Below are 24,626 nucleotides of genomic sequence, written 5' to 3' on the forward strand. Positions count from 1 at the left end.
CTAGGATTTACCGATTAACAATGAAAGAATACCAGCTGCAATTAATGGTCCAACAGGCACACCTCGGAAAAGTGCGACACCAATGACTGTTCCCACTAATAAGCCAGCAACCGTTGAAGGCTGGTTATTCATTAGAGAAACGCCCCGTGCGCCTAACCAAGAAACCGCGATTCCTATCGCAATTGCTAGTAATGATTTCCAGTTTAAAAATGAGTTAAGAACTTCTTGCCCTGAAATACGTCCTGTTGCTATGGGTGTCATTACCCCAATGGTCAAAATTAAGATCCCGATAGTCATGCCATATTTTTCAACAACAGGAAAATATTGATTTAGAGGTGTGATTTTAATCACTAGCAAAGCAAGCATTGCTAACGTTACAGTCATATTATGACTAATAATGCCAAGTCCTGCGAGAACCAGCAAAATTAATAGTGAGGGATCAACGTTACTCATGTTTGTTCCTAAGCCTTTCTCTTTATAGAGTTAATTATCTTTTATTTATCGACAAATGGTATTAGTTCAAAGACGAAGAAGCAAATGTATCGCAAGATTTAATACTGCCACTGTTATAGCCTCTCATAAACCAAGTCTTGCGTTGTTCTGCTGTGCCGTGTGTAAAACTATCGGGCACTACATAACCTTGCTGTTGTTTCTGTAACTTGTCATCACCTATCGCTTGCGCCGTTTTGATCGCAGTTAATAAATCACTTTCATCAATACGACCTTCACCTGCAATAAAATGTCCCCACATTCCAGCAAAACAGTCTGCTTGCAACTCTAATTTTACAGATAAACGATTTGCCTCTGCTTTTGAACGCGCCATTTGTTGTTTTTCACGCATTTGATCAGTGATACCTAATAAATGCTGAACATGGTGCCCTACTTCATGTGAAATCACATAACCTTGAGCAAATTCACCGCCACCACCTAGGCTATGTTTCATTTCATTATAAAAAGAGAGATCGAGATAAATCTTTCTATCCGCGGGACAATAAAAAGGCCCCATTATTTTTGTACCTGTACCGCATTGCGTTGTGGTGCTGTTGGTATATAAAACAAGTTTAGGATAGCTATATTGTTTGCCTGCTTGTGCAAAAATAGTTTGCCAAAAATCTTCTGTACTGGCTAAAACGACGCTACTAAAATCTGCGGCTTCATTATAAAGGGCACTTTGTTGTTCGTTGCGTTGTGGCGGTTGGTCGGTTTCACCCGTTAATGAGTTAAAGTCAAATCCCATAAAACTGGCTATCACTAAAACAATAATAACCACAAACCCATATTTAGTGCGTAACAAAAGTGCAATTAATCCTAATGGGAGATTGCCACCGCCTGATGCGGGAGAAGATTGCCCTCTTCTATCTTCAACATTGTCACTTCTTCGGCGATCATTCCAACGCATAACTTATCCCCACATTTTAAATAGACGATTTTAGCTTTATTATGAACAAATTTATCACTTGATTTGAGATAATAACAAATAATTGCAATCTCTATTCCCTATTTTTTAAGAGCAAGATAATAGAGACTATCAGAGTAAGCTAGTACCCGTTGCCACAACGAAAAAATAAGCATCATAAGGAATTAAAACTGTTTTTTTAACGATTTCATAATAGAATTCTTATTTCTTGCCTTTGTATTTTTTCTTCACTAATAAATAGATAATTTAATGACTCGAACTCAACGTTTACTCACTTTATTGCAGATTTTAAAAGAAAATCGCTATCCGATAACGGCAGAGGTATTAGCAGATAAATTACAAATTAGTGTTAGATCTATTTATCGTGATATTGAGTCTTTACGTAATCAAGGCGCTGAAATTACGGGTGAAGCAGGTATAGGTTATCAGCTAAAATCAGGTTTACTCCTACCGCCATTAACCTTTGATATTAATGAACTTGAAGCACTTATTTTAGGTTTACGTTGGGTAGAAAGTAATACAGATAAAGAGTTAAGTCACTCGGCGTTACGGGCAATTAATAAAATCAATACTGTGATCACAACACAGCATCAAACATTACTTGAACAAAATACATTATTTGTTCCCACTAACCGAATTATTGAAATTGATCATACCATAGCTAAAGATATGCGTTTTAGTTTACGCGAAGAAAAAAAAGCCAAAATAGATTATAAAGATGCTCAAAAGCAATTAAGCACTCGAATTATTTGGCCTATTGCTGTGGGTTACTTTCAAGATTCACAAGTGATTGCTGCATGGTGTGAACTACGTCAAAGCTATCGCCATTTTAGGCTCGATAGAATTATCTCTTATGAAGTATTAAGTGATAATTTGCCTTACCCTAAAAATTATTTACTCTCTCGATGGAAAAAAGAGATCCTCAAAGAGGCTCCTGACAAAAATTGACACACGGTTTGCGTAATATCTTCCTTGCTGTTTGCTGTTCTTTGTTTAGCTATATTAGCTTAGCTGTTTCAGTTTAAACAACATCATATTAATCAACACAGTAAGGAAACATTATGAGTGAACTTATTCTTTATACTAATACAATGTCTCGCGGTAACACCGTTGAACTTTTCTTAAAAATATTAGATGTGTCTTATCAGCGTGTTGAATTAGAATATGGCGAACCAATGCGTACCCCTGAATATCTTGCTATTAATCCGATGGCAAAAGTTCCTGCATTAGTCGATGGCGAAATCGTCGTTACAGAGACAGCGGCAATTTGCGCTTATTTAGCAGATAAGTTTATTGAAAAAGGATTTGCTCCTGCCCTTAATTCACCTGAGCGTGCTGCTTATTATCGTTGGTTCTTTTTTACAGCAGGCCCTATTGAATCTGCATTTACGGTGAAAGAGCTTGGTATTGAACTTAATGAAGAACAGCAAAAATCATCTGGTTTTGGTTCTTTTGAACGCGCTTTTCATTGCTTAGAAACGGGCTTAGCCAGCGCCAAACCTTATCTTTGTGGTAAAAATCTGACTGCCGCTGATATTTATGTGGGTTATTTCCTTATATTTTTGTGCAAATATGCACTTATCCAGCCTACACCTCTGATTAATCAATATATTGATAGCCTTGCGCTTAATAATGAGATTAAACAATTATTAGAAAGCTTAGGATTACGATAAATTTTCTTATTATTAAACATAATTCAATCAAGCTATCTGCATAGTTGCTTAATTATGTTCTTTAATACATTCCATTTAAAACGTGATATTTAAAACAAAAGGTCAGCTTTTAAGCTGACCTTTTCTAATTACATCTTGTTTAACTTGACGTAATCGTTTGCGTATTTAGTCTAAAGAAACACCGATTCGACGTGCAACTTCTTCGTATGCTTCAATTAATCCGCCTAAGCTTTGACGGAAACGGTCTTTATCCATTTTATCTAAGGTGTTTTTATCCCATAGACGGCTTCCATCAGGAGAGAATTCATCTCCTAATACAACCTTGCCATGAAATAGACCAAACTCAAGTTTAAAATCGACTAAAATAAGTCCTGCTTTATCAAAGAGTTCGCTAAGGACATCGTTTGCTTTATAACTCAAACGTTTCATTTCTGCGAGGTTTTCTTTAGATACCCAACCAAAGGTTTCACAGTAAGATTCATTGACCATAGGATCATGACGAGCATCATCTTTCAAGAATAAATCAAAGATTGGTGGATTTAAAAGTGTACCTTCTTCGATACCTAAACGTTTGACTAATGATCCCGCTGCACGATTACGGATAACGCATTCAACAGGTACCATATCGAGTTTTTTTACTAGCACTTCATTATCAGAAAGCAAACGTTCCATCTGCGTTGGGATACCCGCTTCTTCCAGTTTATTCATAATGAAATGGTTAAATTTGTTATTTACCATTCCTTTACGATCAAACTGTTCAATACGTTGGCCATCTAACGCTGATGTATCATTTCTGAATTCAAGGATAAGAAAATCAGAAGATTCAGTGGCGTAGACCGTTTTGGCTTTTCCACGATACAACTCAGCTTTTTTCTGCATCTGACACACTCCAAAGATGTGATAGGTTTAACAAGAAATTTGCTTCCCATACTCTACTCTAGATTAGATAAAAAAGCTTTTAAAACGTGAGTACTATCACTAAAAAATCTCAGCGACAACGCATTGCTCACAACGTTTTTTTGTTGAAAACCACACCATAATTAGAAATCATATTTCAATTAATTCTATTGAATAACTGCGCTAATAACTAAAGTTATCATAATCAATATAAAGAGTGGTTTAGTAAAATTAGGATATATAAAATATAAAAAGTCAGAATAATTATAGATTATATCACCTTATTATTTCTATTTTCAGATGATATTCTTAATAAATCTTAGATCTGTTTCAGATTACATCTATTTTGAGTAATCAATAATAAAAAAACCAGATTAATTTCTTTTTATTGCAAATTAATCTGGTTATCAATATTAGCATCAACAAGTTTTAATGATTTATCTCTTATCTATTTTTATATTAAAAAAATTCATGTTATCTCGTAATAACATAATGCTTAATTAAATAATAAAACAGTAGATCTCATAAGCAAACCAACCTAATAAAGCGCCGGCAGGTAAATCAATTAAGTAATGTTGTTTTGTAAACATGCAAGATAATGCAATAAATAATGGGAATAAGAAAACCCATGGTCCTAAAGTTGCATAAGCAAGACACGCTGTGAGTGTTGCAACGGAAACGTGCATACTTGGGAAGCAGTTTGAGGAATCATCAAAATACTGAACAAACTTAAGAAATTTCTCTGACGCTGTTTTTCCTGGGTTTAAGGTACGCCAATGTGCTGGGGTTGCAACAGGGAACACAACAAAGAAAAACATTTGCATAACTAACAAAACAATATAACTAAAAACAATCATAATAAATTGTCTTGAGTCTTGAATGATCCAATTAAGATATAAAATTGCAGGATAATATAAAAAGCTATAGATCCATGACCACCATGGCCAGAAAGGGATCTTTTCATCAATCGGTGAATTAATAATTTTCACTTCTCTCAATGTATATCGTTGAGTAAAAAAATAAAATTGATAAACACCTACAATAAGTATCCCACTTAATATCAAGTGAATAATCATATCACCTGCACTCATAAATACTCCTTCATATAGTCAGAGAATGCTTTGTTATTTTTATTTAAGAATAAGAATTGACGCAATATTGCATAAAATTAAGCGTATTGCATTAAGATTAATATTATTAATAAATTTAAATTAAACCCTATCATTAAAAGAGCATTCAATTAATGATGTTTAATTTAGATTAATACAATTAAGTTAAGATCATAAAAAAGCCGCACAACATATATTGTGCGGCTTCTCATATTTTTAAAGAAGAATACTTATTTTACAGGCTTACTGAAAGCAGCTTTCAGTGCAGCAACCATTTGATCATTTTGTGATTGTGTTAATGGTTTACCCTTATCACTGATAAATTGTAAACTACTGCGGTTATTTAAATCGCCGACTTGTAATTTATAATCCGCTTCTTCAACAGTTGGTCTATCAACACCTAACGCACTCCAGTTTGCACTACTCATTCCTTTATAGGTTACTTCAATTGAACCTTTAGAACGTGTGCGATCGCCCATCTTCATACCAACACTTTCTAATGCAATAGGTAATCTATCCCAAACCACATCAAATGGTGCACGAACGATGATCACTGGAAGGCCAGCATTATCACTGCCGCTTTGGACATCGATAATACCTTGTATGTTGCTGCTTGCCGTATTTTCGCTTAAATTACGCATACGGTTTAAGCCATCAACCAATTCGTTAAGCATTAAAATATTATAACGCTTCACTTCAGCCGGATCAGTCATTTCAGTTTCGCCTTGGCGTAAACCTTCGTTAGTCACTGTTAACGAAATAACATTACCTGACTGAGCAATTACTAAACGCTGACGTGTTTGGAAAGGTACGTTTTCATCAGCACGTAACCATGTGATCCAATCAGTATGGAGCTCTTTTTGTCCAGCATCACTTTTAACAATCGCAATACCTTTCTCTTTTAAGATAGAACTAACTTGTTCATATAGTGTTGTGTTTTCAGGTGAGTTTGGTAATAGCAAACGGCTGTTGTCTGCATTATTTTCACTACGAGAACCACTTAATAGATTCAATGCTTGAGTTGGTGGACGAATATCAAGCGCTAAACCAACAGGTTCAGTTCTTTTAGGGGTTGGAATGTCATATTCCCCATTTTGCAAAGGCAACACCATACCCGCCGGAATCGCTAAATTCTTTAGCCCTGCTGTCTCTAAATAAGACTCATCACCACTGACCTGACGTTTATAGCGCTGATCACTTGAACAGGCTGCCAGTAAGACCACCAGCGACAGACCCGCGACTTTCATAATCTTTGATTTATGCAATAGTGTTGCCATTAAAATTCCCTAAGTTTTACAGTATTCCCGCTGTTAACAGCGCTTTCTCAACAATTTGCTGACCTGATGATGTCAACGGAGTCATAGGTAAGCGCAATGTGGCGTCTTCAATCAATCCAATACGTTGACACGCCCATTTAGCTGGGATTGGATTAGGTTCAACAAATAACTGATGATGTAAGTCCATCAGACGTCGGTTAAGTTCACGCGCTTTCGCAAACTCACCCGCATTTGCTAATCGACATAATTCTACCATCTCTGACGCAGCAACGTTAGCAGTAACCGAAATAACACCCTGACCGCCAAGTTGCATAAAGTCTAATGATGATGCGTCATCACCACTTAATAAGATAAAACTATCATCATTAACCAACTCTTGGATTTGACTAACACGACTTAAGTTCCCTGTCGCCTCTTTAATTGCCACAATATTATCCAACTTGGCTAAACGTGCAACAGTTACAGGCAATAAATCGCATCCAGTACGACCCGGTACATTATACAAGATTTGTGGTAACTCGGTGCTTTCAGAAATCGCTTTAAAGTGCTGATATAACCCTTCTTGTGAAGGTTTATTATAATATGGTGTTACACTTAAACAACCTGCAATACCTTTATTTTCAAACTGTTGTGTAAACCAGACTGCTTCAGATGTTGCATTAGCGCCCGTACCCGCAATTACAGGAATACGCCCATCAGCCATATCTAATGTCATTAAAACGACATCAACATGCTCGTCATGACCTAATGTTGCAGATTCTCCTGTTGTACCGACAGAAACAATTGCAGCACTGCCTGCATTAACATGATAGTCAACTAATTTACGTAAACTAACCCGGTCAACGTTGCCTTTTGCGTCCATTGGTGTCACCAATGCCACCATACTGCCTGTAAAATTAAATTCGTTATTCACCATAATCATTGCTCCGAGATAGACGTATACTCAATGGTACTCATTCATTGCTCTATTGAAAACTACTTAACTCTAGGTTTCTAATGAAATTTGCTAATATTCTTTGATATGAATTAAAGAGATATAATAATTGAAGATAGTGAGCAAGGGATCTTGGCAGAAATCGAAATTTGTGTTTACCTGTTAAGAATAAACTGAAAGTCAAAAGGAACCTTATTTTGCCCATACCTGATAAACATTTTCTCGTCATTACTGCATTAGGTGCTGACCGTCCTGGTATTGTTGATACCATTACACAATTAGTCAGCCAATGCGGATGTAATATCGAGGACAGCCGACTTGCGATGTTTGGTCAAGAGTTTACGTTTATCATGCTACTTTCAGGTGGCTGGAACGCTATTGCACAGTTAGAAGCGTTGTTGCCCATTAAAAGTGCGGAACTGGATTTATTGACCGTAATGAAAAGAACTACCAATGGTGCACCGATTACCTATCCTTCAACAATTGCAGCGAAAGTTGATATTGAAGATGCGCCCGGTATTGTAGAACGCTTTACTAATCTATTTAGCCAACATAATTTTAATCTTGCTGAATTAATATCTAAAACACATCCATCAGAAGATGGCTCACCTGCCCGTTTAGAAATACAGATTACGGCGCATAATCCATTAGATGATCATGGTATTGTTATTAATGAGAAATTTAATCAATTATGTACAGAGCTGAACGCTCAAGGCACAATAAGTATCGTAAATAGTCTGATGATGAAACAGTAAAAAATGGAGAATGACCTAATGAACCCATTAAAAGCCGGTGAAAAGGCGCCTCAATTCAGTCTGCCCGACCAAGATGGAGAAACGATTAATTTATCTGATTTCGCTGGCCAACGTGTGCTCGTTTATTTTTACCCTAAAGCAATGACACCTGGTTGCACAACCCAAGCTTGTGGCTTACGTGATGAAATGGATGCACTAAAAAAAGCCAAAGTTGAAGTATTAGGTATCAGTACAGATAAATCAGAAAAACTTTCCCGTTTCGCTGAAAAAGAGATGTTAAATTTCACGTTGCTTTCAGATGAAGATCATAAGATCGCAGAAGAATTTGGTATCTGGGGAGAAAAGCAATTTATGGGAAAAACTTACGATGGTATTCATCGTACAACATTCTTAATTGATAAAAATGGTGTTATCGAACACGTATTTGATAACTTTAAAACCAGTAACCACCATCAAGTCGTTCTCGAATATCTCGCTCAACATCCATAATTAATACTTCGAATTGATAAGATAACAGACAGCTTACACTGTCTGTTTTTTTATCTGTTTTTTATTAATATATTCAATGAGGTACTTAGCTTTTCTTTATATTTTGCTCATTCGCAATTTCATCAGGTAATGCATGCAATACTGCTTTTATCAGCGTTGCTAATGGAATAGCAAAGAAAACGCCCCAAAATCCCCACATTCCACCGAATATAATCACTGATAATATAATGACTAAAGGGTGCATATTTACGGCTTCAGAATACAGAATTGGTACTAATAAATTGCTATCTAATCCTTGAACAACAAGATAAGCGATAAATAACGCCCAGAAATCAGAGCCTAATCCCCACTGAGATAATGCAATCACAATAACTGGGATCGTTGCTAAAACAGCACCAACGTAAGGAACTAAAACAGAAACACCGACGATAACAGCAAGTAATACAGAGTAGCGTAAGTCAAAGAAAGCAAATACAAAATAAGTAAAAATACCCACAATTATCATTTCAGTGACTTTACCGCGAATATAATTGGTAATTTGCTGGTTAACTTCAATCCAAACTTGTGCTGCCAATATTCTGTTTTTCGGCAAAACACGACGAACCGCATTAAGCATCTGTTGCTTATCTTTAAGTAAGAAGAACGTCATCAAAGGAACAAGAATAAGATAAATCGACAGTGTAATAATTCCGATTAACGAAGCTAAAGATACTTTTAATACAGATTCAGCCACCGTTGAGAACTTGCTGCGTAAATTTTCTGCCATCATATCAACGATGCCGGCATCCATTAATGCAGGGAAGCGATCGGGTAATTCATGTGCAAATGCATTGAACTTATTGATCATATTTGGGATATCTGAAATCAGTGTCATCCCTTGTTGCCACACCGTTGGCGCTAAAATCAAAATAACAATGGCACTAATACCGATAAAGAGTGTCAGAATTATCGATACTGCCCATATACGGGCACATCCTAATTTCTCAAGTAAATGAGTTGGCCACTCTAAAAGATAAGCAAGCACAATTGCCACCAATAAAGGAGCAAGTATGCCACTGAAAAAATACAGAATTGAAAAGCCGGCAATCAAAATGACCACAAGGGCGATAACTTGTGGATCAGCAAATCGGCGTTTGTACCATTGAACAAGCAAGTCCAGCATGAAAATAAAGATCCTTTATAATAATCAGAACAATAGAGCTATATGTATTCATTTACATAAGCAATAATCTTTTGACAGATTTTACGTTAGGTTTTGCTATCATACATCATTAATTATTAATTATTCGTTAAGATAGCCATCAGGATACAGTTGTATGAAACTCAGACTTAAAAAACCCTTAGTCGCGCTTCTTGTTTCTGCGTTGCTATCAACATCAGTAGTGCCAGCGCATGCTGCGATTGATATTGAAGACTCTTTACCTGATATGGGAACGACCGCAGGTTCAACATTAAGCATCAATCAAGAAATTGCTATGGGTGATTACTATACTCGCCAACTTCGAAATAGTGCACCATTAGTTTTTGACCCATTACTCTCTAACTATATTAATAATTTGGGACAAAAACTGGTTTCTAACGCCAGCTCAGTCAAAACCCCTTTTCACTTCTACTTAGTTAACAACCCCAATATTAACGCCTTTGCTTATTTTGGGGGAAACATTGTTTTGCATTCTGCCCTCTTTCGATATAGCCAAACAGAAAGCGAATTAGCTTCTGTTATGGCTCACGAAATCACACACGTTACTCAACGACATCTAGCGAGAATGCTTGAAGATCAGGCAAAAACAACACCTCTTGCTCTTGCAGGTGTATTAGGTTCTATTTTGATATTTATGGCAAACCCAAATGCAGGTCTTGCAACCTTTACGGGAAGTATGGCGGGTATGCAGCAAAATATGATCACATTTACACAAATGAACGAGCAAGAAGCAGACCGTATCGGAATACAGACACTCTATCGAGCAGGATTTGATCCCAAAGGAATGCCTGACTTTATGCAAATTCTTGCTGACCAAGTACGATATAGCTCTAAACCGCCTGAAATGTTATTAACGCACCCCTTACCTGATAGCCGTTTATCCGATGCAAGAAGCCGAGCCAGTCAATTTCCTGCTCGGCAGGTTCCACAGTCAGCTGATTTTCTGTTTGCTAAAATGCGTGTATTAACCATGCTGACGAAAAACCCAACATCAGAGAATGCATTACAAACGATACTTGATCAGTTTAAGCAAGGTACTGCTCTTGAAAAGTCAGCCGCAAATTATGCGCTAATACTGATCTATTCTCGTGATCGCAAATTTGATGACGCAAGAAAATTGCTCACTCCGATGTTAGAAAAAGAACCTAACAATATTTGGCTTATTGATGCCATGACAGATATCGATTTAGAACAAAACCGTGCAGGTGATGCGGTTGCAAGATTACAACTCGCATTAAAGCAAAGGCCCAATAACAATGTCCTTATTGCCAACTTAGCGAACTCATATATGCATAATAAGCAATATAACGAAGCTAATCGCCTACTTTATCGTTATACCTTTGATAACCCAAGCGATCCTATTGGCTGGCAATTAATGGCAGAAAATTCAGCCAAACAAGGTGATAGAGCCCATGAATTAGCTGCTTATGCGGAAGATTTAGCACTCAGAGGTGACTTTGAAACAGCGATCCGTTACTTAGGTGATGCAAGCAGACAAGTTAAGCTGGGTAGCAATGATCAGGCTCGCTTTGATGCTCGCATAGACCAATTAAGAAAAATTCAGCAAAGAGACAGCCAATTTAAATAAGGGACAACAATGACTAAAAAAGTGACGATTTATCATAATCCACGCTGTTCAAAAAGCCGTGAAACATTACATTTACTCGAAGAAATGCAAATAACGCCTAATGTTATTCACTATCTAGATACAGCACCTTCAGTAACGGAGCTTAAAACACTGCTCAAAGCATTAGGTTTTAATGATGCAAGAGAGTTAATGCGCACAAAAGAAGAAATTTATAAAACGCTAAAACTGGCTGATGAAACATCACAAGATGCATTAATTCAAGCAATGCATGAAAACCCTAAACTTATTGAACGCCCTATTGTGGTTGTAGGTAATAAAGCCCGTTTAGGCCGTCCACCAGAGCAAGTAAAAGAACTGTTTATTTAATCTTCAAAATTTAAAGCCCATATTTATGTTCTTACATATATGGGCTTCTCTCTATTTACTTCACTATTAATCCCGCAACCGTTTACTCTCTTTTCTCAATTAATAAATAAATTATTAAATGTTATTAAATTGTAAACATTACAATTAGCAAAGTGTTTCTTATTTCCACAATAGAAAAAAACCAATCGCTTTATGCTTTCAAAATTTTTCATCTCAACCTCATATTTTTTATGAGTAAGAAATCGCCATTTTTGAAAACTTCTATCTAGATCACACAGCACCGTATAAACTCACAATTATAAGAAAAAAATAATCATGCGTTTCATTTATATTGTGACTCAAGTCTCTTTACACAAATGCATTCCTACATATCATGGATATCAGAAAATATGATAGCAGAATTGATAAACAATAAATTCTCGCCAAAATATTTTTTCATTATCATCCAAGAAAGAAATTAACAAAAAATACGTATTTAAAACAATACTGCAACACAGCAATAAACTTTCAATTTGTTATTTACTCTATCTCTTCTTTTATTGTTGTTTTTTTAACTTGATAACAATTAATCAGTGTGAAACGAAGTTGTAGATGTATATGAAATAAACAACGTTATAGCCAACATTATGGGCAATTAAAACTAACCAATCGCCATTATTGGTGTCGGGTGATTGCTAGGCTAATAGGAAAACAGATGAATATCGTACTTAGATTAAAACTTGTCTCATTCCTCCAGTTCTTTATATGGGGATCTTGGCTTGTAACATTTGCCTCGTATCTCTTTGGAGAACTGCATTTTAAAGGTAGTGATGTTGGGCTTATTTTCAGTGCTCTTGGACTTGCCTCACTTATCGCACCCGTCATCATGGGATTTATTGCAGATAAAATAAACAACCGCAAATTAGTGTTTATTACCCTGCATATTTTTTCTGCATTAGCATTAGTGTTAATGTCGCAAATGACGACAGTAACCACGCTATTTTTTGCAACTCTATTACATTTATTGTTCTTTATGCCAAGTATCTCAATGGCAAACAGCATCATTTTCGAACTGTTAGAACAAAAACATTTAGAGCCTAATAACTATTTCCCTAAAATTCGTGTTTACGGCACTGTTGGTTTTATTGCAGCCATGTGGGTTATTAGCTTCTTAGGTTTAGGTAATAGCTACCACCAGCTCTTCGTTGCAGCGATCGCTTCTATTGTTTTAGCTGTATTTGCAATGTTCTTACCTGCAACTAAAGCAGCTGACAAAAATGAAACTAAAGCCGAAGAAGTGGCATTTAGTATCACTAATATCTTGCAAGTATTTAAAAAGAAAAATGTCGTTGTTTTCTTATTCTTCGCAACACTGTTAGGATCTGTACTGCAAATTACCAATACCTTTGGTGTGCCATTCCTACAAGATATTGCACAATCTCCAAATGCAGATGATTCATTCTTTGCACGTTATCCTTCTGTGTTCTTATCTATTTCACAGATTTCAGAAGTCGTATTTATTCTGTTTCTGCCTCTGTTATTAAAACGCGTAAGAATTGAAACTATCGTTTTATTCAGTATGGTTGCTTGGATCTTACGTTTTGGCTTCTTTGCTTACGGTGACTACACATCATTAGGTCAAATCGTCTTATTGTTATCAATGATTGTGTATGGTTGTGCATTCGACTTCTTTAATATCTCTGGTTCACTGTTCTTAGAAAAAGAGATCCCTTTACAATATCGTTCAACAGCACAAGGTATGTTTATGACCTTAGTGAACGGTTTTGGTACTTATTTAGGTGCAATGTTAAGTGGCTGGGTCATTGATTTATATACTACCAATGGTGCGGTTGATTGGAAATCATTCTGGTTAATCTTCACTGGCTACACGGTTGCAATCACTGCACTTTATCTGATTTTCTTACTGGTTCCTCAGAAGAAAGCCAAAGTAGTAGAAGCAAACTAATTATTTAACCCTCCTCCTTTATTGTTTGTGTCTCTCGCCGCTTGCCTTGTATAAAGACAAGCGGTTTTTTTATCTTGTGTTTTTATTAGAAAAGACAAAAATAGAAAATTCCCCCTTAATAAATAACAAAAATTTGTTACCTTCAATGGGTATTGAATTTGAAAAAGAGAGGTAGGATTGAGATTATTCGCCTCACCTAACGAGATGAGTGAGGCTATTTAAAGTTTGAGTATATCTTTCACAAATGGGATGGTCAGTTTACGTTGAGCAACAATAGAAGCGTGATCAAGTTCATCGAGCATTTCAAATAAGGTGCGCATTTTTCTATCTAAACGTTTTAATACAAAACGACCCACATCTTCAGGTAATTCAAACCCACGAAGTTTTGCTCTTAATTGCAGCGCTTGAATTTTTTCTTCGTCACTTAAAGGTTGCAAACGGTAGATTTGCCCCCAATCAAGGCGAGATGCTAAATCAGGAAGTTGTAACTCTATTTGGCGAGGTGGTCTATCCCCTGTAATTAATAAACAGGTTCGCCCATGCTCTAAAACACGGTTATAAAGATTAAATAAGGCGAGTTCCCACTCTTCATCACCGGCAATACACTGAACATTATCAATACAAACTAAGGATAAATGTTCCATACCTTCAAGAACATCGGGAACAAAGTAGGCGCGTTTATCAAGGGGAACATACCCAACAGCATCACCTTTTAAGGAAAGTTCAGCACAAGCGGCATGTAATAGATGGCTCTTTCCACCTCCGTCACGGGACCAGAAATAGATATAACTGCCATGAGATTGATGAATGGCGGTTCGAATTGCCGCGACTAACGACGCGTTTTCCCCTGCATAAAAGCTATCGAATGTCTCATCATCGGGCAGAGATAGTGGTAATGATAGCTGTGACGGCGTATTCAGAAGCACCTCACCTGAATAGTTTAATAAACGTGGTGATTCTAACACAAATTCTCACAAGGTCAGAACCAATATTAAAAAAGCACATTGCACTGATTAAGATAACAGCAAGAACACTGGGATAAGCCTATTTTATATACTACTATCACCTCATTAAAGGATTACCTAACTGTACTTCAAGTTATTTAGAGCCAAATTAGAAAACATTCCGTATTAATTAGTTTCACTTTATTATCTGAATTTTAATTTCGCAACATCATTACCGGAAGGTTGCTGATAAATGTCGAGCTTAAAATATTTGGCTGATGCATTTATATACTCAAAAATTTCAGATTGAGTTTCTTCATATTCAACCCAAGTGGTTGCTCGAGTAAAACAATATAACTCTACAGGTAGTCCCATTGGTGTAGGTGGCATTGTTCTGATCACTAAATACATATCAGGTCGAACATCACCACGCATTTTTATCCAATTTAGCATGTACTTACGAAATAACTGTAAGTTAGTCACTCCTTTTGTTTCTAACCACTCATTAATATCGCCAATATCTTCTTCTTTTCCTTCAAGCATCGTTTCTATGCTTTTACGAAGCGGCGCTGTATTTTTTAATTCTAATACTAACTCTTGCGTTGCAAATGAAATCGAAGATTGGTCAATATAAAAACTACGTTTAATCCGACGCCCTCCCGATGAAAACATCGGTTGCCAGTTAGTATATTTTTCGGTCAAAAAGTCTTTGGTTGGAATACGGGAAATTGTATTATCCCAATTACGTACAGTGATCGTATGTAATGCGATATCAATAACCTCACCGCTGATATTACTACTGGGTAATTCAATCCAATCATAAAGCTTTAATACTTTTCCGTTAGAGATAAGAATATTGGCAACAAAAGAGATAAGTGTATGCTGAAAAACAAACATTAACACCGCAGCAATGGCACCAAAGCTTGAGATAATAATAAGTGGTGATTGCTCAGTAAATAACGCAATGATCAGGATAAAAGAGATAATCCAGACCACAATTTTGGCAATTTCAATATAGCCTTTGATGGAATTATTCCGATGCCACGCTTTTTTAGCGTGCCTAATATTGAAGATATCAAGAGCGTTATTAAGCAATGAGGCGATATTGATGATAATAAAGGCGCGAGCAACCGTCTCAAAAATAATATTCATTTCAGCTGAAAAAGACGGTAGTAGCTGATTAATATAGAGAACAAGTGTAACTGCAACAATAGATGCGCTCTTTTTAGCGATATCTTCTATGGTTTCTTCATCTGAAAGCTCTGTAAATAAAAAAAGTAAACGCTTTGCTATTCGGCGGAAAATCATTTTGGCGAGAAACCACACCACCAGCAACACAATAACTAAAAATATTGTGGTAAAAATCTGCTTTGATGTAATGAAATCATAAATTTCAATCAGCTTTTCCATAAATTACGTTATACCTTTTTTGAAACACCCCAACCTTAAAGCGAATATCACTTAAATAGCAGATAAAATGTCTATTTCGCATAAGAACAGACACCCATTGTCTCATTTATTTTATTTAAATAAACATCATGATTGAATTAATCATGCTTTTCTAAGTTTTTAATACTTAAAACATCAAAAATCTTAGTTTTTAATATGACATAAAAATAAAACACAATAAAAAAGGTGGAGATCATCCACCTTTTTTATTAATTTCAGCATATTGCTTTAGATTTACTTAATCGATTACTTTTTGTTTGCTGTACCACTAACCGATTCAATGGTGTTATCCACTAATTCTGTTTCAGGGCGAACAACACTCACTAATTTAAAGATCAAGCTTAAAACAATACCCACGATGGTTGCTAATGCCATGCCTTTTAATTCAGCAGCACCAATTTGAATGGAAGCACCACTCACACCGACAATCAGAATAATGGCAGTTAATATCAAGTTTTGCGGTTTGTTGTAATCCACTTTTGAATCTAACAAGACACGAATACCTGATGCACCAATGACACCGTAAAGCAGTAATGAAACCCCACCCATAACAGGAACAGGTACAGCAGCAATAGCCGCAGCCAGTTTACCGACACAAGATAATAAGATAGCGAGAATTGCCGCACCACCAATAACCCATGAGCTGTAAACCTTAGTGATAGCCATAACACCAATGTTTTCACCATAAGTGGTATTAGGTGTTGAACCAAAGAAACCCGAAATAATGGTAGAGAAACCGTTTGCGAACATAGAACGATGTAAACCTGGGTTTTTCATTAAATCGCGTTGTACAATATTTGCTGTAACAACAAGGTGTCCAACGTGCTCAGCAATAACAACTAATGCGGCAGGCAGAATAATAAAGATAGCACTCCATTCAAAACGCGGTGAATAGAATGTCGGTAGTGCAAACCAGTTAGCTTCTTTAATTGGTGTAATATCAACAACGCCCAAGAAGAAAGAGAGTGCATAACCTGCTAATACCCCAATAAGAATAGGAATAATAGCAAGGAATCCTCTAAACATCACAGAGCCTAAGATAGTCACACCTAGAGTCACCATAGAAATAAGCAGTGTCTGACTATCAACGGGTGCATCTGCACTTGGTAATAATCCTGCCATTCCCGCAGCGGTTCCTGCTAATTCAAGTCCGATGACGGCAACGATTGCGCCCATTGCCGCAGGCGGAAACATCACATTAATCCAGCCTCGCCCTGCTATTTTGACAATACCTGCAACGATACAAAATAACACTCCACAGACGATGAATCCCCCAAGTGCTAATTCATACCCTAAAGGTAACAATAAAAGTACAGGTGAGATAAACGCAAAACTTGAACCTAAATAAGCAGGAATGCGTCCTTTACAAATAAAGAGATAAAGCAGGGTTCCGATCCCGTTAAATAACAATATTGTTGCCGGATTAACTTTAAATAAAATTGGCACAAGTACGGTGGCGCCAAACATTGCAAACAGATGTTGAAGACTCAACGGAATTGTTTGTAATAATGGTGGGCGCTCTTCTACCCCGATTGCACGACGAGTCATGCTTACGACCTCTCTTTGATATGAATGTGAAATTGGTTTGTATATTTCTAACTATAGAACAAGATATTTAGGTTCAAAAAAAAGCCGACTATCAAAGTCGGCTTAATTATTATTTTGTACCAAATATCTTATCACCAGCATCGCCAAGACCTGGAACGATGTACCCGTGCTCATTAAGATGGCTATCAATAGATGCAGTATATAATTCCACATCTGGATGAGCTTCTTCTAATGCCTTAATACCTTCTGGAGCAGCAACCAGTACTAATACTTTAATTGAAGTACAACCCGCATTTTTTAATAAATCAATTGTGGCAATCATAGAGCCGCCTGTTGCTAACATAGGGTCAACAACAAGAGCCATACGCTCTTCAATATTGGATGCTAATTTCTGGAAGTAAGGGACAGGTTTTAATGTTTCTTCATCGCGGTAAACGCCAACTACACTGATTCGGGCACTAGGAATATTTTCTAATACTCCGTCCATCATCCCGATACCTGCACGGAGGATAGGAACTACTGTGATTTTTTTTCCTTTAATCTGTTCTATCTCTACCGAACCACACCAACCTTCTATTGTTACCGTCTCTGTTTCTAAATCGGCGGTAGCTTCATACGTCAGTAGACTGGAAACTTCTGAAGCCAGTTCACGAAAGCGTTTAGTGCTTATATCATGATCTCGCATCAGCCCCAATTTATGTTGAATGAGTGGGTGTTTTACCTCAACGATCTTCATAATTTCTCCTAATGTACGACGCAGCCTGACAAAAAAATCGCGAGATTATACCGCTTTTTTGCCAATATTCCATCGTTTTTCTATTGATATTGATCAAGCGCACAGCTTTTAACCACACCAACATGAATAATTGTGACCTACAAAGAAGATCCTCGCAAACGTTTGCTTTGCCTGTTAGAATAGCGCTCGCACACATTTTTTCTTAACAGCAACTTGCCGTGAGGGCTCTACGTGACTAACAAATCCTCTCTCAGCTATAAAGATGCCGGTGTCGATATTGATGCAGGTAATGCTTTAGTCGATCGTATCAAAGGTGTAGTAAAAGAAACCCGCCGTCCTGAAGTTATGGGGGGTTTAGGTGGCTTTGGCGCACTTTGTGCAATTCCATCTAAATACCGTGAACCTATTTTAGTTTCAGGCACAGATGGCGTAGGAACTAAACTTCGCCTTGCGATGGATTTAAATCGCCATGATGACATCGGGATTGATTTAGTCGCAATGTGTGTCAACGATTTAATTGTTCAAGGTGCAGAACCCCTTTTCTTCCTTGACTACTATGCCACAGGAAAATTAGATGTCGATACCGCAGCACGCGTAGTAACAGGTATTGCAGAAGGTTGTAAGCAATCTGGTTGTGCATTAGTCGGTGGTGAAACTGCTGAAATGCCAGGAATGTATCACGGTAATGATTATGATATCGCAGGCTTTTGTGTCGGCGTGGTTGAAAAATCAGAAATTATCGATGGTAGCAAAGTTAAAACTGGCGATGCTCTAATCGCTTTAGCATCAAGTGGTCCTCATTCTAATGGTTATTCATTAGTCAGAAAAATTCTTGAAGTCAACAATACACAAGCTGAAAGCACATCCTTAGGTAATAAATCATTAGCTGATCACCTATTAGCCCCTACTCGTATTTATGTAAAGTCACTACTTTCATTAATTGAAAATGTGGATATCCATGCTGTGGCACATATTACAGGTGGCGGATTCTGGGAAAATATTCCTCGTGTATTACCTGAAAATACGCAAGCGCGTATTGATAGTAAAAGCTGGGAATGGCCACTGGTTTTTAAATGGTTACAAGATGCGGGACAAGTCAGCACACATGAAATGTATCGTACCTTTAACTGTGGTGTTGGATTGTTAATTGCCGTTAACCCAAATGACGTTGAAAAAACATTAGCACATCTTGCTGAGTGTGGTGAAAACGCATGGTTAATTGGTGAAATTGCGCCACAAGCTGCGGGTGAAGCACAAGTTATTATTAACTAATGAAAACATGTGTATGAAAAATATTGTCGTCCTCATCTCAGGAAACGGCAGCAACCTACAGGCGATTATTGACGCCTGTAGGGCAAATAAAATCACGGGTAATGTGGTTGCTGTCTTAAGTAATAAAGCTAATGCGTATGGTCTTGAACGGGCAAAACTTGCTGATATTCCAGCATATTTTGTTGATCCAACTCTATATAATGACAGAGCTGATTACGATAAAGCATTAATTGAAAAAATCGATGCTTATCAGCCCGACATTGTGGTTTTAGCCGGTTTTATGCGTATTTTATCGCCTGATTTTGTGACTCATTATCAGCATAAATTATTAAATATTCATCCTTCTTTACTTCCTAAATATCCCGGATTACACACTCATCGCCAAGTTTTAGCGAATAAAGACTCTTTTCATGGCGTTACCGTCCATTTTGTTACAGAAGAACTTGATGGTGGTCCCATGATTATTCAAGCTCGCATTCCTGTTTTACCAGATGATACTGAACAATCATTACAAACAAGAATACAAGCAGAAGAGTATCGTATTTATCCACTAGCGATCGGTTGGTTAGCTGACGAGCGATTAAAAATGCAGAATAATCAAGCCGTTCTCGATGATATTGCGCTTTTCGACAACCTTGGTTGACTATTTCGTTTAAGATAAAAAGTCACATTGTGCTACACTGTAGCCCACGTGACTTTTTTTGTGTCACCCTTTTCTCTTTTTATTCAATGCATTCACCGAGGTGCTTATGTCCGGTGGTAAGAAAGTTCCACCTATAAAATTACGTCCTCTCGAACGAGAAGATCTCTCTTTTGTCCATCAACTTGATAATAACGCCAGCGTTATGCGCTATTGGTTTGAAGAGCCTTATGAGGCTTTTATCGAGTTAAGCGACCTTTATGAAAAACATATTCACGACCAAAGTGAACGCCGTTTTATTGCTGAAAGTGACGGCACTAAAGTTGGACTTGTCGAGTTGGTTGAAATTGATTATGTTCACCGTCGTGCTGAATTCCAAATTATCATTGCTCCTGCGCATCAAGGCCATGGATATGCTGCACGCGCGGCGAAACTTGCGATGGATTATGCATTTTCTGTACTTAATTTATACAAACTCTATTTAATCGTCGATAAAGAGAATGCTAAAGCGATTCATATTTATGAAAAGCTTGGCTTTAAAAAAGAAGGTGATTTAATAGATGAGTTTTTTGTTAACGGTGCCTACCGTTCTGCGATTAGAATGTGTACTTTCCAAGCACCTTATTTTGAACAAAAAGCCAAAGAGGCGAAACCCGAGAATTTTGTTAAACCGGGTGCGACTATTAAGCAACACGTCTGATTTATTCAGATATTAAGTTTTAACTTTAACCCTTGTTGGAGTTCAGATGTCCCAGGAACGACTCTATATTGATAAAGAGATCAGTTGGCTTGCATTTAATGAACGTGTATTACAAGAAGCGGCTGATAAAAGAAACCCGTTAATTGAAAGAGTCAGGTTTCTGGGGATCTATTCAAATAATCTTGATGAGTTTTACAAGGTTCGTTTTGCCGATGTAAAACGCCGTATTTTGATTAATGAAGAACGTGGCTCACGCTCCGCGTCAAGCCATGCTCGCCATCTTATAAAGAAAATTCAATCAAAAGTAGCTAAAGCCGACCAAGAGTTTGATGCTTTATATAATGATTTGTTACTTGAAATGGCGCGAAACCAAATCTTTTTAATTAATGAACGCCAAATCTCACCTAATCAACAAATCTGGTTACGCCAATATTTCCGTCAAAATTTAAGAAAACACATCACGCCTATTTTAATTAATCCTGAAACAGACTTGGTTGAGTTTCTTAAAGATGACTACACCTATTTAGCGGTTGAAATTGTACAAGGGCAAATTATTCATTATGCCCTGTTAGAAATTCCGTCAGATAAAGTACCTCGTTTTGTTATTCTGCCGACAGAACAAGGACGTAGTAAGAAAAAATCCATGATTTTATTGGATAATATTTTACGCTACTGTCTTGATGAGGTGTTTAAAGGCTTCTTTGATTATGACTCATTAAGTGCTTATTCCATGAAAATGACGCGAGATGCAGAATACGATCTTGCAACAGAAATGGAATCAAGTTTACTTGAAATGATGTCATCAACATTAAAACAACGTCTTACCGCAGAGCCTGTCCGTTTTGTTTATCAACGCGATATGCCTGATGAAATGGTGGCGTTGCTGCGCAGTAAATTAGGTTTATCGAATAATGACTCCGTCATTGCTGGTGGTCGTTATCATAATTTTAAAGATTTTATTAACTTCCCAAATGAGGGTAGTAAATTTCTGTTAAATAAACCTATTCCACGTTTACGCCATATTTGGTTTGATAACTTCCGTAATGGCTTTGATGCGATACGTGAGCGTGATGTTTTGCTCTATTATCCTTATCATACCTTTGAGCATGTGTTGGAATTGTTGCGCCAAGCCTCTTTTGACCCAAGTGTTATCTCAATCAAAATCAATATTTACCGTGTTGCTAAAGACTCTCGAATTATTGATTCGATGATCCACGCTGCGCATAATGGCAAACGTGTCACAGTGGTTGTTGAGTTACAAGCACGTTTTGATGAAGCAGCGAATATCCACTGGGCAAAACGCCTGACTGAAGCGGGCGTTCACGTTATTTTCTCTGCACCGGGTTTAAAAATTCACGCGAAGTTATTTATCATTTCACGTTTAGAAAATGGTGAAATCATTCGCTATGCTCATATCGGTACGGGGAACTTTAACGAAAAAACAGCGCGTCTTTATACTGACTATTCACTATTAACGACTAACACTGAAATTACCAATGAAGTACGTCGCGTTTTTAGCTTTATTGAAAACCCTTATCGCCCTGTCACCTTTGAGCATTTAATGGTTTCGCCACAAAACTCGCGCACCCTTTTAAATCAATTAATCACCAATGAAATTCATAGTGCACAAGCAGGGCATCCTGCGGGTATTACATTAAAAGTGAATAATTTAGTTGATGAAGAATTAGTTAATCGCCTTTATGACGCTTCAGAAGCAGGCGTAAAAGTACGGCTGTTAGTCCGAGGAATGTGTTCTTTAGTGCCTAATCAGCCAGGATTTAGTGAAAACATTCAAGTAACCAGTATTGTTGACCGCTTTTTAGAGCATGATCGTGTTTATGTTTTCACCAATAAAGGGGATGAAAAAATCTTTCTCTCCTCTGCCGATTGGATGACGCGAAATCTTGATTATCGCATTGAAGTTGCAGTGGCTTTGCTTGATCCTCAACTTAAACAGCGCGTTCTTGATATACTGGATATTCAATTTAATGACACCGTAAAAGCACGTTATATCGATAAAGATTTAACAAATAGCTATGTTCCTCGTGGAAATAAACGTAAGATCCGTTCCCAGCTTGCTGTCTATGAGTATATTAAATTGTTAGAACAACCCGGTTCACGAGCGTAATTTTATGCCTTTATTACAAGATGACTCTTCACCACGTCCTTTAGAAATTGCGGCTATTGACCTCGGTTCTAATAGTTTTCATATGATAATTGCGCGTGTTGTTAATGGCGCATTACAAGTCTTAAGTCGTTTAAAACAGCGAGTTTATCTTGCTGATGGACTTGATGATGATAACGAATTAAGCGAAGAGGCTATGTTACGTGGGCTCTCCGCCCTTTCCCTTTTTGCTGAAAGGTTACAGGGTTTTCCCGCAGAAAATGTCACCGTCGTGGGAACACACACTTTGCGTGTCGCCACTAATGCGAAAGTCTTTCTTCAACGAGCCAAAGAAGTTATTCCTTATCCTATTGAAATTATTTCAGGGCATGAAGAAGCCCGACTTATTTTTATGGGAGTGGAGCACACTCAATCTGAAAAAGGTCGAAAGCTCGTTATCGATATCGGTGGTGGCTCAACAGAATTGGTTATTGGTGAAAATTTTGAGCCAATTTTAATCGAAAGCCAACGCATGGGTTGTGTCAGTTTTAGCCGTCAATTTTTCCCAGAACAAAAAATTAGCGAATCTGCTTTTCGTAAAGCACGAGAAAAAGCAGCGCGTAAAATGGAAAAAATTGCATGGCAATACAAAATGACTGGCTGGGATGTGGCTTTAGGGGCATCAGGAACAATTAAAGCGGCTCATGAGATCTTAGTTGAGTTTGGTGAAAAAGACGGTGTTATTACTCCAGAACGCCTACTAATGCTCACTAAACAAGTTTTACGATTTAAGAAATTTAGAGATATCGCCCTTCCAGGTTTATCCGATGAACGTAAACATGTTTTTGTACCAGGTTTGGCGATTTTATGCGGTATTTTTGATTCATTAGGATTAAAAGCCCTACACCTATCTGACGGTGCATTACGTGAAGGTGTGCTTTATGAAATGGAAGGTAGATTTCGCCATCAAGATATTCGCCAGCGCACAGCTAAAAGCCTTGCAGAACACTATAATATCGATAGAGAACAAGCAAAACGTGTTCTTGAAACTATGCAATCTCTTTACGCTCAATGGGCACAGCAAAATCCTAAGCTAGTTCGCCCTGATTTAGAGGCTATTTTAGTTTGGGCTGTTATGTTACATGAAGTGGGATTAAGTATTAATTTAAGTGGGTTACATCGCCATTCTGCTTATATTCTTTCAAATACTGATTTACCTGGCTTTAATCAAGAGCAACAACTGTTATTAACAACTCTCGTTCGCTATCACCGGAAAGGGATCAAGTTAGATGAGTTGCCTAAATTTAATCTTTATAAAAAGAAACAGTATTTTCCACTCGTACAAATACTAAGATTAGCAACTTTACTTAATAATCAGCGACAATCGACGACAAAACCTGCATCTTTGCGTTTAGTTACAGATGAAAATCATTGGACACTTTATTTTCCTGCAAATTATCTTTCTGATAACACATTGATGGAATTGGATTTAGAAAAAGAACAAGAACATTGGCAGTCAGTTCCGGGGTGGAAACTGGATATAAAAGAGGAATCTGCTTAACAATATGATATTATACAGAAA

23 protein-coding genes are annotated in these 24,626 nt (G+C 37.2%); 12 read left to right on the forward strand and 11 right to left on the reverse strand.

Translation table 11 applies throughout. The features are described 5' to 3' along the window. Both ACWPWK_RS02550 and ypfJ read right to left on the reverse strand, forming a co-directional pair. A complete protein-coding gene (locus ACWPWK_RS02550; protein ID WP_006533030.1) occupies positions 1-453 on the reverse strand; it encodes a DUF441 domain-containing protein in 453 nt (150 codons plus the stop codon). 61 nt (positions 454-514) lie between these two features. Next, positions 515-1,399: a KPN_02809 family neutral zinc metallopeptidase gene (gene ypfJ / locus ACWPWK_RS02555; protein WP_109373650.1), complete on the reverse strand. Its 885-nt coding sequence runs from the start codon at positions 1,397-1,399 to the stop codon at positions 515-517. Between the two features lie 267 nt (positions 1,400-1,666). Between ypfJ and ACWPWK_RS02560 the strand changes: the two genes are divergently transcribed. Further along, positions 1,667-2,365: a helix-turn-helix transcriptional regulator gene (locus ACWPWK_RS02560; RefSeq protein WP_109373651.1), complete on the forward strand. Its 699-nt coding sequence runs from the start codon at positions 1,667-1,669 to the stop codon at positions 2,363-2,365. Positions 2,366-2,478: 113 nt separating this feature from the next. After that, positions 2,479-3,090, forward strand: a complete 612-nt coding sequence (locus ACWPWK_RS02565) for a glutathione S-transferase family protein (protein WP_109373652.1) — start codon at positions 2,479-2,481, stop codon at positions 3,088-3,090. Between the two features lie 165 nt (positions 3,091-3,255). Here the strand turns inward: ACWPWK_RS02565 and purC are convergent, their stop codons facing one another. The 4 genes from purC to dapA form a co-directional block, all read right to left on the reverse strand. Next, positions 3,256-3,969, reverse strand: coding sequence for a phosphoribosylaminoimidazolesuccinocarboxamide synthase (gene purC, locus ACWPWK_RS02570; RefSeq protein WP_088495303.1), 714 nt, complete (start codon positions 3,967-3,969; stop codon positions 3,256-3,258). A 518-nt stretch (positions 3,970-4,487) separates the two neighbouring features. Then, complete coding sequence (locus tag ACWPWK_RS02575; protein WP_023581905.1) at positions 4,488-5,078, reverse strand: phosphatase PAP2 family protein; 591 nt, start codon at positions 5,076-5,078, stop codon at positions 4,488-4,490. Between the two features lie 248 nt (positions 5,079-5,326). After that, entirely contained in the window at positions 5,327-6,373 is a 1,047-nt protein-coding gene (gene bamC, locus ACWPWK_RS02580) for an outer membrane protein assembly factor BamC (protein WP_109373653.1), read from the reverse strand. Between the two features lie 16 nt (positions 6,374-6,389). Further along, entirely contained in the window at positions 6,390-7,289 is a 900-nt protein-coding gene (dapA, locus tag ACWPWK_RS02585; protein ID WP_109373654.1) for a 4-hydroxy-tetrahydrodipicolinate synthase, read from the reverse strand. A 215-nt stretch (positions 7,290-7,504) separates the two neighbouring features. Between dapA and ACWPWK_RS02590 the strand changes: the two genes are divergently transcribed. Together ACWPWK_RS02590 and bcp are read left to right on the forward strand one after the other, a co-directional pair. Continuing rightward, positions 7,505-8,062 (forward strand): glycine cleavage system transcriptional repressor, encoded by a 558-nt coding sequence (locus tag ACWPWK_RS02590; protein ID WP_088495300.1) that lies wholly within the window; start codon positions 7,505-7,507, stop codon positions 8,060-8,062. An 18-nt stretch (positions 8,063-8,080) separates the two neighbouring features. Further along, positions 8,081-8,551 carry a thioredoxin-dependent thiol peroxidase gene (gene bcp, locus ACWPWK_RS02595; protein ID WP_088495299.1) on the forward strand — a complete coding sequence of 157 codons (471 nt, stop codon included), beginning with the start codon at positions 8,081-8,083 and terminating at the stop codon, positions 8,549-8,551. 85 nt (positions 8,552-8,636) lie between these two features. On the opposite strand, the gene ACWPWK_RS02600 is transcribed toward bcp, so the two are convergent. Then, positions 8,637-9,713: an AI-2E family transporter gene (locus ACWPWK_RS02600; protein WP_109373655.1), complete on the reverse strand. Its 1,077-nt coding sequence runs from the start codon at positions 9,711-9,713 to the stop codon at positions 8,637-8,639. A 154-nt stretch (positions 9,714-9,867) separates the two neighbouring features. Between ACWPWK_RS02600 and bepA the strand changes: the two genes are divergently transcribed. The 3 genes from bepA (at position 9,868) to ACWPWK_RS02615 (ending at position 13,651) form a co-directional block, all read left to right on the forward strand. Beyond that, positions 9,868-11,340, forward strand: coding sequence for a beta-barrel assembly-enhancing protease (bepA, locus tag ACWPWK_RS02605; RefSeq protein WP_109373656.1), 1,473 nt, complete (start codon positions 9,868-9,870; stop codon positions 11,338-11,340). A gap of 9 nt (positions 11,341-11,349) precedes the next feature. Beyond that, complete coding sequence (gene arsC, locus ACWPWK_RS02610) at positions 11,350-11,706, forward strand: arsenate reductase (glutaredoxin) (RefSeq protein ID WP_109373657.1); 357 nt, start codon at positions 11,350-11,352, stop codon at positions 11,704-11,706. Positions 11,707-12,400: 694 nt separating this feature from the next. Next, positions 12,401-13,651: an MFS transporter gene (locus tag ACWPWK_RS02615; RefSeq protein WP_109373658.1), complete on the forward strand. Its 1,251-nt coding sequence runs from the start codon at positions 12,401-12,403 to the stop codon at positions 13,649-13,651. Positions 13,652-13,869: 218 nt separating this feature from the next. On the opposite strand, the gene hda is transcribed toward ACWPWK_RS02615, so the two are convergent. From hda to upp, 4 genes are all read right to left on the reverse strand, one after another. Further along, positions 13,870-14,577, reverse strand: coding sequence for a DnaA inactivator Hda (hda, locus tag ACWPWK_RS02620; RefSeq protein ID WP_006533048.1), 708 nt, complete (start codon positions 14,575-14,577; stop codon positions 13,870-13,872). 222 nt (positions 14,578-14,799) lie between these two features. Further along, the gene (locus ACWPWK_RS02625; protein WP_109373659.1) at positions 14,800-16,005 is read right to left on the reverse strand and encodes a mechanosensitive ion channel family protein; all 1,206 of its coding nucleotides are present in this window, start codon (positions 16,003-16,005) and stop codon (positions 14,800-14,802) included. 285 nt (positions 16,006-16,290) lie between these two features. Then, positions 16,291-17,592, reverse strand: coding sequence for a uracil permease (gene uraA / locus ACWPWK_RS02630; protein WP_109373660.1), 1,302 nt, complete (start codon positions 17,590-17,592; stop codon positions 16,291-16,293). Between the two features lie 109 nt (positions 17,593-17,701). After that, positions 17,702-18,328, reverse strand: coding sequence for a uracil phosphoribosyltransferase (upp, locus tag ACWPWK_RS02635; protein ID WP_023581896.1), 627 nt, complete (start codon positions 18,326-18,328; stop codon positions 17,702-17,704). A 231-nt stretch (positions 18,329-18,559) separates the two neighbouring features. Between upp and purM the strand changes: the two genes are divergently transcribed. The 5 genes from purM (at position 18,560) to ppx (ending at position 24,605) form a co-directional block, all read left to right on the forward strand. After that, positions 18,560-19,600 (forward strand): phosphoribosylformylglycinamidine cyclo-ligase, encoded by a 1,041-nt coding sequence (purM, locus tag ACWPWK_RS02640; protein ID WP_109373661.1) that lies wholly within the window; start codon positions 18,560-18,562, stop codon positions 19,598-19,600. A 13-nt stretch (positions 19,601-19,613) separates the two neighbouring features. Then, complete coding sequence (purN, locus tag ACWPWK_RS02645) at positions 19,614-20,243, forward strand: phosphoribosylglycinamide formyltransferase (protein ID WP_109373662.1); 630 nt, start codon at positions 19,614-19,616, stop codon at positions 20,241-20,243. 106 nt (positions 20,244-20,349) lie between these two features. Next, on the forward strand, positions 20,350-20,940 hold the full coding sequence (gene speG, locus ACWPWK_RS02650) for a spermidine N1-acetyltransferase (RefSeq protein WP_088495291.1): 591 nt from the start codon (positions 20,350-20,352) through the stop codon (positions 20,938-20,940). 46 nt (positions 20,941-20,986) lie between these two features. Further along, the gene (gene ppk1, locus ACWPWK_RS02655) at positions 20,987-23,068 is read left to right on the forward strand and encodes a polyphosphate kinase 1 (protein WP_109373663.1); all 2,082 of its coding nucleotides are present in this window, start codon (positions 20,987-20,989) and stop codon (positions 23,066-23,068) included. Positions 23,069-23,072: 4 nt separating this feature from the next. After that, the gene (ppx, locus tag ACWPWK_RS02660) at positions 23,073-24,605 is read left to right on the forward strand and encodes an exopolyphosphatase (RefSeq protein WP_109373664.1); all 1,533 of its coding nucleotides are present in this window, start codon (positions 23,073-23,075) and stop codon (positions 24,603-24,605) included. Positions 24,606-24,626 lie beyond the last annotated feature (21 nt).

Source organism: Proteus sp. Marseille-Q3619 (genome assembly GCF_965283115.1).

Excerpts from the sequence above, each read along its gene's own strand:
- ACWPWK_RS02550 (WP_006533030.1), bottom strand. The coding sequence starts at position 453 with ATGAGTAACGTTGATCCCTCACTATTAATTTTGCTGGTTCTCGCAGGA.
- ypfJ (WP_109373650.1), bottom strand. The coding sequence starts at position 1,399 with ATGCGTTGGAATGATCGCCGAAGAAGTGACAATGTTGAAGATAGAAGA.
- ACWPWK_RS02560 (WP_109373651.1), top strand. The coding sequence starts at position 1,667 with ATGACTCGAACTCAACGTTTACTCACTTTATTGCAGATTTTAAAAGAA.
- ACWPWK_RS02565 (WP_109373652.1), top strand. The coding sequence starts at position 2,479 with ATGAGTGAACTTATTCTTTATACTAATACAATGTCTCGCGGTAACACC.
- purC (WP_088495303.1), bottom strand. The coding sequence starts at position 3,969 with ATGCAGAAAAAAGCTGAGTTGTATCGTGGAAAAGCCAAAACGGTCTAC.
- ACWPWK_RS02575 (WP_023581905.1), bottom strand. The coding sequence starts at position 5,078 with ATGAGTGCAGGTGATATGATTATTCACTTGATATTAAGTGGGATACTT.
- bamC (WP_109373653.1), bottom strand. The coding sequence starts at position 6,373 with ATGGCAACACTATTGCATAAATCAAAGATTATGAAAGTCGCGGGTCTG.
- dapA (WP_109373654.1), bottom strand. The coding sequence starts at position 7,289 with ATGGTGAATAACGAATTTAATTTTACAGGCAGTATGGTGGCATTGGTG.
- bcp (WP_088495299.1), top strand. The coding sequence starts at position 8,081 with ATGAACCCATTAAAAGCCGGTGAAAAGGCGCCTCAATTCAGTCTGCCC.
- ACWPWK_RS02600 (WP_109373655.1), bottom strand. The coding sequence starts at position 9,713 with ATGCTGGACTTGCTTGTTCAATGGTACAAACGCCGATTTGCTGATCCA.
- bepA (WP_109373656.1), top strand. The coding sequence starts at position 9,868 with ATGAAACTCAGACTTAAAAAACCCTTAGTCGCGCTTCTTGTTTCTGCG.
- arsC (WP_109373657.1), top strand. The coding sequence starts at position 11,350 with ATGACTAAAAAAGTGACGATTTATCATAATCCACGCTGTTCAAAAAGC.
- ACWPWK_RS02615 (WP_109373658.1), top strand. The coding sequence starts at position 12,401 with ATGAATATCGTACTTAGATTAAAACTTGTCTCATTCCTCCAGTTCTTT.
- ACWPWK_RS02625 (WP_109373659.1), bottom strand. The coding sequence starts at position 16,005 with ATGGAAAAGCTGATTGAAATTTATGATTTCATTACATCAAAGCAGATT.
- uraA (WP_109373660.1), bottom strand. The coding sequence starts at position 17,592 with ATGACTCGTCGTGCAATCGGGGTAGAAGAGCGCCCACCATTATTACAA.
- upp (WP_023581896.1), bottom strand. The coding sequence starts at position 18,328 with ATGAAGATCGTTGAGGTAAAACACCCACTCATTCAACATAAATTGGGG.
- purN (WP_109373662.1), top strand. The coding sequence starts at position 19,614 with ATGAAAAATATTGTCGTCCTCATCTCAGGAAACGGCAGCAACCTACAG.
- speG (WP_088495291.1), top strand. The coding sequence starts at position 20,350 with ATGTCCGGTGGTAAGAAAGTTCCACCTATAAAATTACGTCCTCTCGAA.
- ppk1 (WP_109373663.1), top strand. The coding sequence starts at position 20,987 with ATGTCCCAGGAACGACTCTATATTGATAAAGAGATCAGTTGGCTTGCA.
- ppx (WP_109373664.1), top strand. The coding sequence starts at position 23,073 with ATGCCTTTATTACAAGATGACTCTTCACCACGTCCTTTAGAAATTGCG.